This window comes from Faecalibacterium prausnitzii (genome assembly GCF_003287405.1).
Taxonomy (GTDB): Bacteria; Bacillota; Clostridia; order Oscillospirales; family Ruminococcaceae; genus Faecalibacterium; species Faecalibacterium intestinale.
Genome location: NZ_PRLD01000005.1, coordinates 175,510 through 189,889 on the forward strand (window position 1 = coordinate 175,510; position 14,380 = coordinate 189,889).

Here is a 14,380-nt window from a genome sequence, read left to right on the forward strand (position 1 = left end):
ACGAGAGCCTGCCATGCAAAGCAAGTTTATAAAGGAGATCAATAAGATGGAAACTTTGAACTACAAGGTTCTGGAAGGCACTGGCTACAACGGCTACATCCTGAAGGATGCTCCCGTTAAGGTGATGCAGTTCGGCGAGGGCAACTTCCTGCGCGCTTTCGTGGACTACTTCTACGATGTTGCAAACGAGAAGGCCGGCTACAACGGCAAGGTCAAGCTGGTGCAGCCCATCGGCAACTTCCCCCAGATGGCAGACTGGATCAACGAGCAGGAGGGTCTGTACACCCTGTACCTGCGCGGCAGTGAAAAGGGCCAGAAGGTGGACGCAAAGCGGGTGATCTCCTGCGTGTCCGACTGCGTGTGCCCCTACATCGATAACAAGTGGGACGAGGTTCTGGCACTGGCTCGCTCTGAGGATCTGGAGACTGTTGTATCCAACACCACCGAGGCCGGCATTGCCTACACCAAGGGCGACAGCCAGTTCGATCAGGTTCCCCCCAACAGCTTCCCTGCAAAGCTGACCCGCGTGCTGTTCGAGCGCTACAAGGCCTTCAACGGCGCTGCCGATAAGGGTCTGGTCATCCTGAGCTGCGAGCTGATCGACAACAACGGCAAGGAGCTGCAGAAGTGCTGCAACAACTACGCTAAGGATTGGGATCTGGAGCCCGCCTTCATCGACTGGATGAACACTGCCAACACCTTCTGCTCCACGCTGGTGGACCGCATCGTTCCGGGCCGCATCCGTGACCCGCAGGAGCTGGCTGCTCTGGAAGAAGCCAACGGCTACCACGATACCGTGCTGGACGTGGGCGAAGTGTTCGGCGTCTGGGTCATCGAGGGCCCCGCAGGTCTGGAGGACAAGCTGCCGTTCAAGAAGGCCGGCGTCAACGTTATGGTCGTGCCTGACGTTACCCCCTACAAGAAGCGCAAGGTCCGCATCCTGAACGGCGCACACACCGGCTTTGTGCTGGGCGCTTATCTGGCAGGCTTTGATATCGTCCGCGACTGTATGCACAACGATACCGTGCGCGGCTTTATGAACAAGATGCTGCACGAGGAGATCATCCCCACCCTGCCGCTGGACAAGAAGGATCTGGAGGACTTTGCCTCTGCTGTTGAGGACCGCTTCAACAACCCCTTCGTCAACCACGAGCTGATGAGCATCTCCCTGAACTCCACCTCCAAGTGGAAGGCCCGCAATATGCCCTCCTTCCTGGCTTATATCGAGGAGCAGAAGCAGCTGCCCAAGTGCCTGACCATGTCTCTGGCTGCTTACATCGCCTTCTACTCCAACGACATTCAGGAGCGCACCGCTGATGGTCTGATCTGCAAGCGCCCCGCAGGCAACACCTACAAGATCCAGGACGATGCATGGGCTCTGGACTTCTACTATGCACACAAGGACGACACCGCTGCCCAGCTGGTGCACGCTGTGCTGACCAACACCCAGATGTGGGATCAGGATCTGACCAAGATCGAGGGTCTGGAGGCCGCTGTGCTGGCAGATCTGGAAATGATCCGCACTCAGGGTGCCGAGGCTGCTTACAAGAGCTGCCTGTAAGCTGAAAAATCGACCTACCCGCACAACAAAGGGCTGCTGCTTTGGGCAGCAGCCCTTTTGTGCGATACGATAAGGAGAACAACTATGCCGCAGGCAATTCATATCAGCCCCATCGACAATGTGGTCGTTGCCCTGCACCCCATTGCCAAGGGCACGCTGGTGGAGGTGGACGGCCTTGCCGTCACCGCACTGGAGGATATCCCGCAGGGTCACAAGATGGCAGTCAAGCCCATTAAGAACGGCGAGAACGTCATCAAATACGGTTTCCCCATCGGTCACGCCACCGCAGACGCCGCCCCCGGCACCTGGATGCACACCCACAACGTGCACACCAACCTGTCCGGCGAGGTGGAGTACAGCTATAACCCCGCCCCGGATCTGGCTCCGCTGCCCAAGGCGGAGCCGGAGACCTTTATGGGCTTCCGCCGCAAGGACGGCCGCGCCGCCATCCGCAACGAGATCTGGATCATCCCCACTGTGGGCTGCGTGAACGATATCGCTAAGAAGATGGTAGCCGACAATCAGGATCTGGTCACCGGTTCCATCGAGGGTCTGTACACCTTCACCCATCCCTTCGGCTGCAGCCAGACCGGCCACGACCACGCACAGACCCGCAAGCTGCTGGCTGCGCTGGTGCGCCACCCCAATGCCGCTGCCGTTCTGGTGCTGCATCTGGGCTGCGAGAACCTGCAGCACGATCAGTTCGTGGAAGAGCTGGGCGAGTACGACCACGACCGCGTCAAGTTCCTGACCTGTCAGGACGTGGAGGACGAGTTTGCCGCCGCCCGCGATATCCTGAAGGAACTGGCTGCCTATGCCGGGCAGTTTGAGCGCCAGCCCATCCCCGTGTCTGAGCTGGTGGTGGGCATGAAGTGCGGCGGCTCGGACGGTCTGTCCGGCATTACCGCCAACCCCACCATCGGCCGCTTCTCCGACATGATGGGTCAGCGCGGCGGCTCTACCGTGCTGACCGAGGTGCCCGAGATGTTCGGTGCAGAGGGCTTCCTGATGGATCGCTGCATCAACAAGGAGGTATTCGTCAAGGCCGAGCACATGATCAACGGCTTCAAGGATTACTTCATCAGCCACAACGAGGTGGTGTACGATAACCCCTCTCCGGGCAACAAGGCCGGCGGCATCACTACGCTGGAGGATAAGAGCTGCGGCTGCGTGCAGAAGGGCGGCACTGCCCCCATCATGGACGTCATCGGCTACGGCGACCCCGTGGTGACCAAGGGCTTGAATATGCTCTACGGCCCCGGCAACGATCTGGTTTCTGCCACCGCCATGACGGCAGCAGGCGCACACCTGATCCTGTTCTCCACCGGCCGCGGCACCCCGTTCTCCGCTCCGGCTCCCACCCTGAAGATCTCCACCAACACCCCGCTGGCAGAGAAGAAGGGCGGCTGGATCGATTTCAACACCGGTGTCATCGCAGACGGTGAAAAGACCATCGACGAGGCTGCAAAGGATCTGCTGGATCTGGTCATCCGCGTGGCCAGCGGCGAGCAGACCAAGGCGGAAAAGCACGGCTTCCGCGAGATCTCCATCTTCAAGGACGGCGTGGTTCTGTAACTGAAAAAAGGGCTGCTGTACGGCAAAAAGCGGTACGGCGGCCTTTTTGTGCATAAAAAGAAAGGAAGTGTATGAAATGTTGGGCGCAAATGGAGTGCTGCTGTTGACACTGCTGCTTTATGCGGCTATCATTTATGGTGTAGTACGATTGATCAAATATTTTATCCGCTACGGTATCGATTACTACTTCAAAAAGCTGGATGCACGGCAGACCGAGCAAGAAAAATGACCCGCCGGGGCGACCCGGCGGCAATAATAGGAGGCTTTTATTTATGAATCAGATCACCACCCGGTACATCACCGAGAACGGCGCCTGCTACGAGCAGTACGTCATCACCGACCCCGAGGCAAAGACCGCCCTCACCATCACCCCGGAGCGCGGCGGTATGATCACCAGCTTTACGCTGGACGGCGAGGAGTTCGTCTGGACCCGCCGCCCCAATTTCTCGGAGTGCAACCGTCCCCGCTTTGGCGTGCCGGTGCTGTTCCCCAGCTGCGGCAACCCGGATAACGGCGTGCACATCTTTGACGGCAAGGCTTATCCCATGGAGACCCACGGCTTTGCCGACCTGTGCGCGTGGGAAGTGGAAAGCGTTGGCCCGGACGGCGTGACGCTGGCACTGGAGTCCACCCCGCTGACCAAGTTCCTCTACCCGTTCGATTTCACCCTGCTGCTCAACTATAATCTGGAGGGCAACAAGGCTCTGGTCAGCCTGACCGTCATCAACGAGGGCAACACCGATATGCCCTTCAGCTTTGGCTACCACCCCTACTTTACCGCCTCCAAGCTGGAGAACGTGGAGTTTGACATCAAGTGCGCCACCTGCTCCGAGAACGCCAAGGGCGAGCAGCCTGCCGCCCCGGAAAAGATCACCCTCACCCGCAAGGAGGGTGCAGACAACACCATCCGTCTGCTGACCGGTGTGCAGTTCCCCATGACCTTTACCGACAAGGGCAACGGCCACAAGGTGACCGTGGACGCGGACGAGACCTTTGAAAACGGCGTGCTGTGGCAGCAGGATGCCGAGAGCTTTGTCTGCATGGAGCCTTGGAACGGCTGGGCAAACAGCGTGAACGAGGAAGGCAAGCACGAGGTGCTGGAGCCGGACGAGGCCATGACCAGCGAGTGGAGCATCACCATCGAGAAGGCATAAGGTATAAAACATAAAACGGGCTGCCGTGCAATGTCTGCACGGCAGCCCGTTTTTGTATACTGCTCCTTTATGCTTCCAGCACCTTTTTGCCGGTGATGGGGTCGGCAATGCCCAGCAGCGCCAGTATGATCGCCATGCGAATATACACGCCGTTGTGCACCTGATCAAAATAGGCGGCGCGGGGGTCGCTGTCGATCTCCGGCTTGATCTCATCGATGCGGGGCAGGGGATGGAGCACCGGGGTGTCGGGCTTTGCCAGTGCCAGCGTTTTTGCGTCCAGCTGGTAGCAGCCCTTCAGCCGCAGATAGTCCTCCTCATTGAAAAAGCGCTCCTGCTGGATGCGGGTCATGTACAGCACATCCAGCCCGGGCAGCTCGGCTTCCAGATCGGCGGTCTCCTTGTAGGTCTGGTGCAGCGGGGTCAGAGTCTCGTCCTTGAGGTACTGCGGGATGCGCAGCTCCTCCGGCGAGATGAACACGAACCGGTTGCCTTCGAACTGGCTCAGCGCGGCGGTGAGGGAGTGCACCGTCCGGCCGAATTTCAGGTCGCCGCAGAAGCCGATGGTCAGATGATCCAGCCGCCCCTTGCGCTGGCGGATGGTCATCAGGTCGATCATGGTCTGGGAGGGATGTGCGTGGCCGCCGTCACCGGCATTGATCACCGGCACGCGGGCACACTGGGAGGCGCGCAGCGGCGCACCCTCCTTGGGGTGGCGCATGGCAATGATGTCGGCATAGTTGCTTACCACGCGGGCGGTGTCGGCCACCGTCTCGCCCTTGCTTGCGCTGGAAAGCTGCGCCCCTGCAAAGCCCAGCGTCTTACCGCCCAGCCGCAGCATGGCAGACTCGAAGGAAAGGCGGGTGCGGGTGCTGGGCTCGTAGAACAGGGTAGCCAGAATGCGGCCATCGCACAGGTGGGCGTAAGGCGCGGGGTCAGCTTCCATCCGGTCGGCAAGGTCGAGCAGTGCCAGCTGCTCAGCCAGAGAAAAGCTGTTGGGTTCAATAAAGTGTCTCACAGCCATTCTCCTTTCAGCACGAACTTCTCGCGCTCGGCACCGGTGGAAACGAACTGGATCTCGTGCCCCAGCTGCTTTTCCAGAAACTCCACATACTGCTTTGCGGCCTTGGGCAGCGCGTCCCAGCTTTTGCAGCCGGAGATATCCTTGTTCCAGCCCGGCAGCAGGGTGACCACCGGCTGCACCCGGTCAAGGTCGGACAGCGGGTCGAAGCGGGGGACTTCAACGCCGTCCAGCTTGTAACCGGTGATGACCGGGATCTCCTTCATGCTGCTCAGCACGTCCAGCTTGGTCAGGGCGATCTTGTCCGCACCCTGACAGGACAGACCGTACCGGCTTGCCACGCAGTCAAAGGGACCTACCCGGCGGGGACGTCCGGTGGCAGCGCCGTACTCGCCGCCGGCCTTGCGCAGCTGCTCGTTCCAAGCTTCGCCCATGGCATTTTCTGCCGCAAAGGGGCCTGCACCCACACAGGTGGAATAGGCTTTCAGCACGCCCACCACATGGTCAAGCCTGCAGTTGGGGATGCCTGCACCCAGCGGCGCGTATGCTGCCAGCGTGTTGGAACTGGAAGTGAACGGGAAGATGCCGTAGTCGATATCCCGCATTGCGCCCAGCTGTGCTTCCAGCACGATGCGCTTGCCGCTGTCGTGCGCCTGCTGCAAAAAGGCACCCGCGTCACAGATGAAGGGTGCAAACTGTCCGGCCTGCATCCGGCACCACTCCAGCAGAGCATCGTAGCTCATGGGCTCCTGATGGTAGCAGCCTGCAAGCTCCAGATTTTTGGATTCCAAAATCACGTGCAGGCGGTTCTGGACGCGCTCTTCGTCCAGATGCAAAAGGTCGCCCAGACGCAGGGTCTTTTTGCGGTACTTGTCGCTGTAGGCGTAGGCAATGCCCCGGCGGGTAGAACCGAACGCACGGCCCTTCTGGGCAAGACGATCTTCTTCCAGCCCGTCCTGCACCTTGTGCCACGGCATAGAGATGGTGGCTTTATCGGAAAGCTTCAGGTTTTCCGGGTCGACCTTCACGCCGCGCTCCTCGATGGCATCGATCTCTCGGGACAGGTGATCCAGATCAATGACCATGCCTGCGCCCAGCACACAGGTCACTTCCGGGTGCAGGATGCCGGAGGGCAGCAGATTCAGGATAAATTTGCCCTGCTCCGTCACCACAGTGTGTCCGGCGTTGTCGCCGCCCTGATAGCGCGCCACGACATCGGCATTTTCAGCCAACAGGTCGATGACGCGGCCCTTGCCCTCATCGCCCCAGTTAATTCCAGTAACAGCGGTAAGCATAATACTTCATAACCTTCTTCTATAAATTCCCTTGTGCGGTCTCAGACCGCTTTGCCTATTATACGAGGAAAAAGAGAATGTGTAAAAAGTATCCTGCATATAGTCACGATATGTTTTTTGTATGCTGCACATAAAAAGAGCACAGCCGGACCCGCAGATCCGGCTGTGCCATAAAAAAGTATTGCTCAGTGGCAGCTGCCGGTGCAGCCGCCCTTGCCGGCGTGGCAGGCGTGAGCGCCGCAGCTGTGGCTCTCTTCGTGATCGTGGTGGGTGCAGCGGGCGTTGGGGTCAAAGACCAGTGTGCCGGCAAGATAAGCCGCCGCAGCGCTGTCAGCATTACCGGTGATGCCGCCGCACAGACGGATGCCGGCCTGTGCCAGTGCCATCTGTGCCCCGCCGCCAATGCCGCCGCACAGCAGCACGTTCACGCCGCTGCGCACCAGAAAGCCCACCAGTGCACCGTGCCCCTGCCCGTCGGTAGAGACCACCTCAGCACCGGTGATGCGGCCCTCCTCGGCGGTGTAAAGCTTGAACTGCGCGGAGTGGCCGAAGTGCTGGAACACCTGACCGTTTTCATAAGGAATTGCGATCTTCATAATAAGAGCTCCTTCCTGTATGCAATATTCTCTTTCCCTATTCTAACAGATTGCGGCGAAATAGGGAAGGGCACCCGCGCTTTTTGCGCCTTTTGGGGCGGTAAACATGGCCGGTATGTAAAAGTGATATCAGAAACTGCCGTAAAATGTATTATAATAGAGCCCGAAAAGAGGGTAAAAGTATGAAAACAAAGCATCACGGGCAAATGTCCGAGTCCTTTCTTACGGCAGTGTTCCTTTCGCTGTCCGGCGGCCTGCAGGACGCCTATACCTATCTGTTCCGGGGCAAGGTGTTTGCCAATGCCCAGACCGGCAATATCGTGCTGCTGAGCGCCAACATCATGGATGGCCGGTGGGATAAGGTGCTGCACTATCTGGTGCCCCTGTGCGCTTTTGCGCTGGGGGTGCTGGTCGCAGAAAAAATGCGGGAGCAGTTTCAGGCAATGCAGCGGCTGCACTGGCGGCAGCTGGTGGTGCTGGGCGAGGTGCTGCTGCTGTTTGCGGTGGGCTTTCTGCCGCAATCGCAGAACCTGCTGGCAAACGCCATCGTTTCCTTTTCCTGCGCCATGCAGGTGCAGGCTTTCCGCAAGGTGGACGGCTATGCCTTTGCCAGCACCATGTGCATCGGAGACCTGCGCAGCGGCGTAGAAGCCTTCTGCATCTGGCGCAAGACCCACGAGCCCCACGCAAAGGACCGGATGGTGCGGTACTTCGGCATCATCCTGCTGTTCGCGCTGGGGGCTGGGCTGGGCAGTAAAAGCGCGGCGCAGCTGGGCGGCAGAGCCATCTGGATCTCCTGTTGCTTTTTGCTGGTCAGCTTTGCGCTGATGTTCATCCGGGAGGAACTGGAGGAAAACCCGGTCATCGAAAAGGATCTGACCGCCATCCGGCAGGAGACGCGGGAGATCGACCGCACCCTGAAGCGGGAACTGCAGGAAGAACAGCGGGAGCTGAAGCAGAGCGTAAAAAAATAAGAGAAAAGGGGCTGCTGCAAACACTTTTAGCGTGCTCGCCCTCTCCGTCTGCTCACTTTGTTCGCATCCACCTCTCCCAAAGGGAGAGGCTTTGGCAAAGAGATGAAGTCTGCGTGGACTGCCAAGGGCTCCCACTTTGGGGGAGCTGGCAAAGCCGACAGGCTTTGACTGAGAGGGCGAGGATGCTGATCGTTTGCAGCAGCCCCTTGCTGTATTGGTATTATTTGTGCGCTGCACCCCGTGCACCGGCTTTGGTCAGCAGCTGCTGGAACTTGCGGGCGGCAGTGTTCAGCGGGCGGTGATGGTCGTAGACAAGGCAGATGGAGCGGGAGGGGATGATCTCCTGCAAGTGCAGCTGCACCAGCTCCCCGCTTGCCAGCAGGGGTGCTGCCATAGGCTCCGGCATAAAGGCCAGTCCCAGCTCGCTTTTGACCAGCGTGAGCATCTGGTCGGTGGTGGCGGCTTCGGTGTCCGGTTTCAGCACCGCGTCGTGCTCCAGAAAGAACTGCCGGTAAAAGCTGCGGGTCATGCTCTCTTCGTTCAGACAGATCAGGGGATAACCGGCCAGCTCTTTCAGGCTCAAAGTCTGGCTGGCCAGCGCCGTAAAGGTCCTGCCGCCCACAAGAACTTCGTAAAAGGGCATCAGCTCCACCATTTTCAGCCCGTTTTCCACCTCTGCGGGGGTGGTTATGATGGCAAAATCCACCTCGCCGTTGCGCACTGCCTGCACCGCCTGCGGGGTGGAGTGGTTGGAGATGCGCAGCCGGATGCCCAGGTACTCGGTATGGAAGGCGCGCAGCTTTTCGGACAGGTAGATGTTCAAAGCGGTCTCGGTGGCGCTGATGCTGATGGCACCGTGCTCCAGCGTGGCGCTGGCGCTCAGCTCTTCTTCTGCATCTTGGATCTGTACCGCCGCCGATGCAATGCGGGAGTACAGCAGCTCCCCCTCCGGCGTTAAGGTGACGCCCCGGTTGGAGCGGATGAACAGCACGCAGTTCAGCTGGCTTTCCAGCCGGTTCATGGCGTGGGTGATGTTGGGCTGGTTATTGCCCAGCACCCGCGCCGCGCGGGTAAAGTTCTGGTATTTTGCCACATAGTAAAAGATCTTGTAGTATTCCCAGTCCACATACATGGGTGCAGCGCCTTCTTTCCGTTTCAATATCGCCTGATGACTTTATACGACTTTTTCTGATTTGTATCATAACACGATGTGCCGGAAATGCAAGTGTTTTTTGCGGGAGAGGGAAAGGCCGGGGAAAACAAAACCCTCAGCGTACTTGCATACGCTGAGGTTTTTTGGTGGAGCGAAGCAACCTAAATCCGAACCATTGCCCTCTGGGGCATCTTTGGCGGCGATTTCATCGAAAGTGATGGTTTTTGTGCCGTCTTTGTAGTTGAATGTAATCAAAACTTTTTCATCATAGAGATAAACGGCGTTCACGAACGTGTTGATAAGCGTTTCCCGGTGGCTTTTCACATTCGGGTCGAGTTTGCGGAACCGGGTCAGCCAGAACCGAACTTGATTTTCGCTCAACCGTGGCCGAGCGATTTTTTCTTCGGCAATCCGAATCGCAAGTTCTTTCTGCTGAGCTTCCAGCTTTTCCAAACGCGATTTGGTGGAGTTGGTCAGCACACCTGCTTGGATGGCGTTCAGCATATTCTCAATGCCGTTCTCTACCTCGCGCATCTGCTTTTCCAGCAAAGGAAGCGTGGTGTTTTCCTGATCCTGCAACTCCATCACTTCCGCAACGATGGCATCAATCACGGCATCGTCCTGAATCAGCTTCATGGTTTCAGCTATGACCAAATCTTCCAGCCACTCTTTACGGACGGTCTTTTTCTTGCAGGTCTTGAAACGCTTCGCGGTGGCGCACTTATAATAATGATGAACGACCTTGTTTCTACCCGTACCGCACTCGCCGAACATCATCGCGCCGCACATTCCGCAGAACAGCTTGGTGGTGAGCAAATAATCATCCTCGGCCTTGTGGCGGGCAGGAGCGCGGCTGTTCTTCTTGATTTTTTGCTGCACTTCTTCAAACAAGTCCTTGTCCACGATGGCCGGGATGCTGTCCGGCATTACGATATCCTTGAAGCGGTTTTCTCCGATGTACCGTTTGTTCGTCAGCAGCGTCTGAACACTGTTGTAGGTGAACTTCTGGTTGCGGTTGGTGGTCACACCACTGTCGTTCAGCCAGTTCATCAGTTCTTTCATGGTCGCGCCATCGTTGTAACGTTGGAAGGCTTCTACCACAAAGGGGGCTTTCAGCGGGTCAATTTGAAAGAACTTCTCCTCGTCCACCTTAAAACCAATGGGAATCGTGCCGCCGTTGTACTTTCCCTTCAGAACATTCTCGGTCATGCCGCGCACAACTTTTTCAGAAAGTTCTGCCGAGTAGTATTCAGCCATGCCGGTGAGCATACTCTTGACCATGATACCCGCAGGGCTGTCCGAAATGGGCTCCGTGGCAGATACCAGCTTGACATGATTGCGCTCCAACTGGTACTCATAATGTGCAGAATCGTAGCGGTTTCGGGCAAAGCGGTCAAGTTTCCAGACCAGCACAATGTCAAATAACCGTTTCTCGCTGTCCTTGATCATCTGCTGGAAGTCCGGGCGGTTATCGGTTTTGGCGGAAAGGGCACGGTCAATGTAGTGTTTGACCACAGTGATGCCGTTCTTTTCGGCGTAGGCCGTACATTCACGAATCTGGCCTTCGATGGATTCTTCGCGCTGATTATCGCTGGAATAGCGGGCGTAAATCACGGCAGTCATGGCTGCACCTCCTTACTTCATTCTCCGCAGGCGGCGGACAAGGTCGGATGCACTATACAGCACACGAGCCACCGACACGGTATCCTCGCCCACAATGTAGAACACCGAGTAGTTGTCCACCAGCATCTGCCGCAGCCCTTGGGTGCGTTCCGGCTCGCTTTCCACCAGCGCACAGCGTTCCGGCAGGATGTTCAGCGACTGGATGGCTTCTGCAATGCGGTTGTACTGCCCCATAGCCGTGTCAGGCTCCAGCAGACGGTCCGCAATGTAGCTGTAAATCTGCTCCATATCACTGAGGGCTGCATGGGAAATTTTTACGTCATACTGCTTCATCTGTGCTGTTCCCTGAACTGTGCGAATGCGCTTGCGGCATCCACGGTATCACCGTTCTGAATCTCCTTAATACCCACCTGCAAGGCTGCATGGAGCTGGTCATCGGTCATGGTGTCAGCGTTCAGAGCCGCAGGAGCCTTCGGCAGGGACAGCGAGAAGGGGATGCCGCCAGTCAGGGTGATCTGGCGCAGGTACATATCAATGGCTGTTGCCATCGGGATGCCGAGCTGCTTCAACACATCCTCGGCTTGCTGCTTAACGGTGGGGTTGACACGAAGATTGAGTGTCATCGTTTTTTCCATGGTTATCACCTCGGCCTTATTGTAACGTATTTTGCGTTGCAAATCAACAACTCCCAAACTTATAATTAAATTTCTCCATATTGCACAACATAACTTCAGGTTCTCCGACTTCTAAAATTTTGCTTCATACCAATACCAATGTGCTGCAATTCGTTCAGTATATTGTGTATTATCACCTTCTGATTCTGCCCACGACCATCCATTTCCACTTTTTACAAACTCAACCGGAACATCTTGAAAGCCATGTGGTTCATCATCTTCAGAATAGTAAAAGCCCTTATATGTAGTACTCGGAATGAGCCCGAAAGAGCCTGTACAAAATTCCACCATATCATCTGCGTAATAATATACTTTCCATCCATTCCACTCTAGCGGTCCCATTGGATGTTCTTCTATCACTTTCCGCGCATAGTTTGTCAGCTCATCCTGATTTCGCAGTACATAAGACTGGATGGATTTTTTGCTAAATGGCCGAACAATCAACGCCGTAGCTACAGCAATACACCCTAGTGCGGTCAAAAGTCCAATGCAAATTCTTTTCATGTTTTTCTCCAGTCAACTGAAAACATATCACGCTGTAAGAACTATGATATCGCAGACTTTACTTTAGCGTGTGTACAATATGCAGTGCCATATCTGCATTTTCTTTGTCTACAAATATCTCTGTGATATACTTTGGTTTTATACCTAGAGTTCCAATTCTTGCCTGATCGAACGTATTACGCCGATTGACATCTTTAGTTTTGCAATAGAACTTGATTCCCGCAGCCGCCAACGCATCCGTGATGCGACTGCCTTGGTAGGGATCAGAAACGGTTGCGACTTGCGATTTGAAAAACTGCTCTAGCATAAAAGGATCTCCTATATACACTCTAAAAGAAATCTCTTGCGTTTCTTACTGGAATAACGAAATTTAAGCCCAATTTATTTCGTTTGTCTACAAAATTTTTCAAAATCGTATAGCTGCACATAAATTCATGGAAAATTTGTTGCATAATCACAGTTTTGTTTATCTGCATCGCTATTGAGGACGAATACGGCAATACTCCAACGCAGCGGGCGGAACTGGACTGGCTGCTCTACAACAAGCCCTTGGAGTATGCTCAGCTTGTGCTGGGTGGTGAGATTGAGCATTATCTCTCACTCAGCTGTGACCATGGCAGATTTAGAGGATTGACCTTTAATTAGAATATACAGATAAAACCGACAGCCATCTACTTGCGACTTGCAAATAGATGGCTGTCTATTATTAACTACGCATTTTAACAATGATTTTTCTTTTCAACAAGCATTCCGATAATAAACGAAAGTAGGAAAACGAGTAGCCAAATCAAAACTCCGTAGTGTGCCTTGAGCTGCCATATTTTTCCTATATACATATCCGGCGTGATTTTTGTGGCGTTTATTTTGATAATAAAATCGCCCAACACTTGTCCGATCAAAATTCCTGTCCAGTTTCCAGCTGTTGTGATAAGAGCTGCTCTATACATTTCCAGAAAACAGAAAGTAACAGATGCAACCCATAAACACAAATAATAATGGGCTGCTGTCCATTCAAACAAGTAGACTTCATGAAACACTGTTTGAGAAAGAAGATAGCACACCACATATGCTAAAAATACGATCAGCAAAAATCCGAGACAAGTTTTCTTTTTTGATGCTGTGTTCTTCATACGGCTTTTGAATCCTATTCCAATGTGTACTGCCATCTTTGCGTTTCATTATAAAACAGCTTGTCTGCTTACTTCGATACTATTTCGACAGTTGGCATCTTGCCTTCCAATCCGAGTTCGTCATCTTCTGCAACTCTATAACTGGTAACATTTATTGAATACATATAATCTGAAATATTTGGATTTTCTTCATCGTCTGGAAGTTCAACTTCAAAAGTCTCAAACTCAAACACATAAGCTGTTCCTTCAATAAGTTCACCAGTTAAGTCTTTCTGGAAATGAAGCAAAAATGGTCTGTCCTGAAAGAAGTGAACAACCGCAACCGTTTTTCCCGGCAGTGCATAGTAATCGGGCAAGATCTGCTCAACAGTGGCCGTAAAAGAACCCGAAAACCGTGCAAAATGTTTTTCATTTCCGGTTGCTTGCTCTTCTCCGTCATGATACCCGGCCTCGTAGCCAGCGGTATAGCCTTCTTCGTATTCTGCATTGTGCTCATCTGAACTTTGAGCATTATTTCCACAGCCAATCAATGTAAATACCAGCGCAAGGCAAAGAACTATTATAGCCTTCTTTTTCATACGGTTTCCTCCTTCCATGTTTTTCTTCACATTTATCGGACTTTTCCACAGTTTTTGCAAAAACGTTCAGAAGAAGCATTTAATGTTCCGCAGTCCGGGCAATACCATCTTCCGTCTGGCATCGGTTCAACAGGCGAGGGCGTTTGGTGTGCTTTTGCTGGAGTTTGAACGGGTGATGCAGTAAACAGCGGCGCAATATTCACATCTCTACGGCCAACACCAGCGAGACTTCTAAAATCCCACGATTTTACTTCTTGTGCCAATGTTCGTTTAGGCTCAATGTATTGACCACACCGTTGGCAATATTGAACACCCAGCTTGTTTTCATAACCACAATTTTTGCAAGTCATTTTACATACAATCCTTTAATATTCAAAACGCCAAAATCATTCAGTCAAACCAAAAAGTGAACCATACAAATGCAGCAGTTGCACATATCATCAGAACCAGTAGTATCGTACTTGCAAGTTTTTCTCAATGGAAACTTTCTGATTTTCGCACAAGACAATTTGCTGAAGATTGTGAAATTCGGCTTCGCTGACATT

17 protein-coding genes and 1 pseudogene are annotated in these 14,380 nt (G+C 54.3%); 6 read left to right on the forward strand and 12 right to left on the reverse strand.

Annotation, left to right across the window (positions count from 1 at the left end):
- Positions 1-46 precede the first annotated feature (46 nt).
- From C4N24_RS07030 to C4N24_RS07040, 4 genes are all read left to right on the forward strand, one after another.
- Positions 47-1,561: a tagaturonate reductase gene (locus tag C4N24_RS07030; protein ID WP_112090853.1), complete on the forward strand. Its 1,515-nt coding sequence runs from the start codon at positions 47-49 to the stop codon at positions 1,559-1,561.
- 84 nt (positions 1,562-1,645) lie between these two features.
- Entirely contained in the window at positions 1,646-3,136 is a 1,491-nt protein-coding gene (locus tag C4N24_RS07035; RefSeq protein ID WP_112090854.1) for a UxaA family hydrolase, read from the forward strand.
- A 76-nt stretch (positions 3,137-3,212) separates the two neighbouring features.
- Positions 3,213-3,365 carry a hypothetical protein gene (locus C4N24_RS15340; RefSeq protein WP_181573063.1) on the forward strand — a complete coding sequence of 51 codons (153 nt, stop codon included), beginning with the start codon at positions 3,213-3,215 and terminating at the stop codon, positions 3,363-3,365.
- Positions 3,366-3,408: 43 nt separating this feature from the next.
- Complete coding sequence (locus C4N24_RS07040) at positions 3,409-4,290, forward strand: aldose epimerase (protein WP_112090855.1); 882 nt, start codon at positions 3,409-3,411, stop codon at positions 4,288-4,290.
- Between the two features lie 67 nt (positions 4,291-4,357).
- Here the strand turns inward: C4N24_RS07040 and pyrB are convergent, their stop codons facing one another.
- The 3 genes from pyrB to C4N24_RS07055 all read right to left on the reverse strand — a co-directional run bounded on the left by pyrB (position 4,358) and on the right by C4N24_RS07055 (position 7,199).
- A complete protein-coding gene (gene pyrB, locus C4N24_RS07045; RefSeq protein ID WP_112090856.1) occupies positions 4,358-5,311 on the reverse strand; it encodes an aspartate carbamoyltransferase in 954 nt (317 codons plus the stop codon).
- Positions 5,302-6,603, reverse strand: coding sequence for an adenylosuccinate synthase (locus C4N24_RS07050; protein ID WP_112090857.1), 1,302 nt, complete (start codon positions 6,601-6,603; stop codon positions 5,302-5,304). Before C4N24_RS07050 ends, pyrB begins: the two co-directional genes overlap by 10 nt.
- Before the next feature lie 185 nt (positions 6,604-6,788).
- Complete coding sequence (locus C4N24_RS07055) at positions 6,789-7,199, reverse strand: NifB/NifX family molybdenum-iron cluster-binding protein (RefSeq protein ID WP_112090858.1); 411 nt, start codon at positions 7,197-7,199, stop codon at positions 6,789-6,791.
- A 182-nt stretch (positions 7,200-7,381) separates the two neighbouring features.
- On the opposite strand from C4N24_RS07055, the gene C4N24_RS07060 reads away from it, so the two are divergent.
- Complete coding sequence (locus C4N24_RS07060) at positions 7,382-8,173, forward strand: YoaK family protein (protein ID WP_112090859.1); 792 nt, start codon at positions 7,382-7,384, stop codon at positions 8,171-8,173.
- 220 nt (positions 8,174-8,393) lie between these two features.
- Here the strand turns inward: C4N24_RS07060 and C4N24_RS07065 are convergent, their stop codons facing one another.
- From C4N24_RS07065 to C4N24_RS07085, 6 genes are all read right to left on the reverse strand, one after another.
- Positions 8,394-9,305 carry a LysR family transcriptional regulator gene (locus C4N24_RS07065; RefSeq protein ID WP_112090860.1) on the reverse strand — a complete coding sequence of 304 codons (912 nt, stop codon included), beginning with the start codon at positions 9,303-9,305 and terminating at the stop codon, positions 8,394-8,396.
- Positions 9,306-9,371: 66 nt separating this feature from the next.
- Positions 9,372-10,949, reverse strand: a complete 1,578-nt coding sequence (locus C4N24_RS07070) for a recombinase family protein (RefSeq protein WP_112090861.1) — start codon at positions 10,947-10,949, stop codon at positions 9,372-9,374.
- A gap of 12 nt (positions 10,950-10,961) precedes the next feature.
- Entirely contained in the window at positions 10,962-11,282 is a 321-nt protein-coding gene (locus C4N24_RS07075; protein ID WP_112090862.1) for a type II toxin-antitoxin system RelE/ParE family toxin, read from the reverse strand.
- Positions 11,279-11,584: a type II toxin-antitoxin system RelB/DinJ family antitoxin gene (locus C4N24_RS07080; RefSeq protein ID WP_035393314.1), complete on the reverse strand. Its 306-nt coding sequence runs from the start codon at positions 11,582-11,584 to the stop codon at positions 11,279-11,281. The genes C4N24_RS07075 and C4N24_RS07080 overlap by 4 nt, the downstream gene beginning before the upstream one ends.
- A 111-nt stretch (positions 11,585-11,695) precedes the next feature.
- On the reverse strand, positions 11,696-12,127 hold the full coding sequence (locus C4N24_RS15155) for a hypothetical protein (protein ID WP_143405465.1): 432 nt from the start codon (positions 12,125-12,127) through the stop codon (positions 11,696-11,698).
- A 58-nt stretch (positions 12,128-12,185) separates the two neighbouring features.
- Positions 12,186-12,434, reverse strand: coding sequence for a hypothetical protein (locus tag C4N24_RS07085; RefSeq protein WP_097791371.1), 249 nt, complete (start codon positions 12,432-12,434; stop codon positions 12,186-12,188).
- A 149-nt stretch (positions 12,435-12,583) separates the two neighbouring features.
- Here C4N24_RS07085 and C4N24_RS15640 point away from each other — a divergent pair.
- Positions 12,584-12,772 (forward strand): annotated as a pseudogene (locus tag C4N24_RS15640) (DUF6061 family protein); the annotation flags it as partial.
- A gap of 74 nt (positions 12,773-12,846) precedes the next feature.
- Here C4N24_RS15640 and C4N24_RS07095 read toward each other — a convergent pair.
- The 3 genes from C4N24_RS07095 to C4N24_RS07105 all read right to left on the reverse strand — a co-directional run bounded on the left by C4N24_RS07095 (position 12,847) and on the right by C4N24_RS07105 (position 14,185).
- A complete protein-coding gene (locus C4N24_RS07095) occupies positions 12,847-13,257 on the reverse strand; it encodes a hypothetical protein (RefSeq protein ID WP_242960575.1) in 411 nt (136 codons plus the stop codon).
- A gap of 68 nt (positions 13,258-13,325) precedes the next feature.
- On the reverse strand, positions 13,326-13,835 hold the full coding sequence (locus tag C4N24_RS07100) for a hypothetical protein (protein WP_097791373.1): 510 nt from the start codon (positions 13,833-13,835) through the stop codon (positions 13,326-13,328).
- A gap of 32 nt (positions 13,836-13,867) precedes the next feature.
- The gene (locus C4N24_RS07105; protein ID WP_112090864.1) at positions 13,868-14,185 is read right to left on the reverse strand and encodes a double zinc ribbon domain-containing protein; all 318 of its coding nucleotides are present in this window, start codon (positions 14,183-14,185) and stop codon (positions 13,868-13,870) included.
- Positions 14,186-14,380 lie beyond the last annotated feature (195 nt).

Coding starts and splice junctions, on each gene's coding strand:
- C4N24_RS07060 (WP_112090859.1), top strand. CDS start 7,382: ATGAAAACAAAGCATCACGGGCAAATGTCCGAGTCCTTTCTTACGGCA.
- pyrB (WP_112090856.1), bottom strand. CDS start 5,311: ATGGCTGTGAGACACTTTATTGAACCCAACAGCTTTTCTCTGGCTGAG.
- C4N24_RS07035 (WP_112090854.1), top strand. CDS start 1,646: ATGCCGCAGGCAATTCATATCAGCCCCATCGACAATGTGGTCGTTGCC.
- C4N24_RS07095 (WP_242960575.1), bottom strand. CDS start 13,257: ATGAAGAACACAGCATCAAAAAAGAAAACTTGTCTCGGATTTTTGCTG.
- C4N24_RS07030 (WP_112090853.1), top strand. CDS start 47: ATGGAAACTTTGAACTACAAGGTTCTGGAAGGCACTGGCTACAACGGC.
- C4N24_RS15340 (WP_181573063.1), top strand. CDS start 3,213: ATGTTGGGCGCAAATGGAGTGCTGCTGTTGACACTGCTGCTTTATGCG.
- C4N24_RS07100 (WP_097791373.1), bottom strand. CDS start 13,835: ATGAAAAAGAAGGCTATAATAGTTCTTTGCCTTGCGCTGGTATTTACA.
- C4N24_RS07105 (WP_112090864.1), bottom strand. CDS start 14,185: ATGACTTGCAAAAATTGTGGTTATGAAAACAAGCTGGGTGTTCAATAT.
- C4N24_RS07065 (WP_112090860.1), bottom strand. CDS start 9,305: ATGTATGTGGACTGGGAATACTACAAGATCTTTTACTATGTGGCAAAA.
- C4N24_RS07080 (WP_035393314.1), bottom strand. CDS start 11,584: ATGGAAAAAACGATGACACTCAATCTTCGTGTCAACCCCACCGTTAAG.
- C4N24_RS07050 (WP_112090857.1), bottom strand. CDS start 6,603: ATGCTTACCGCTGTTACTGGAATTAACTGGGGCGATGAGGGCAAGGGC.
- C4N24_RS07085 (WP_097791371.1), bottom strand. CDS start 12,434: ATGCTAGAGCAGTTTTTCAAATCGCAAGTCGCAACCGTTTCTGATCCC.
- C4N24_RS07070 (WP_112090861.1), bottom strand. CDS start 10,949: ATGACTGCCGTGATTTACGCCCGCTATTCCAGCGATAATCAGCGCGAA.
- C4N24_RS07075 (WP_112090862.1), bottom strand. CDS start 11,282: ATGAAGCAGTATGACGTAAAAATTTCCCATGCAGCCCTCAGTGATATG.
- C4N24_RS07040 (WP_112090855.1), top strand. CDS start 3,409: ATGAATCAGATCACCACCCGGTACATCACCGAGAACGGCGCCTGCTAC.
- C4N24_RS07055 (WP_112090858.1), bottom strand. CDS start 7,199: ATGAAGATCGCAATTCCTTATGAAAACGGTCAGGTGTTCCAGCACTTC.
- C4N24_RS15155 (WP_143405465.1), bottom strand. CDS start 12,127: ATGAAAAGAATTTGCATTGGACTTTTGACCGCACTAGGGTGTATTGCT.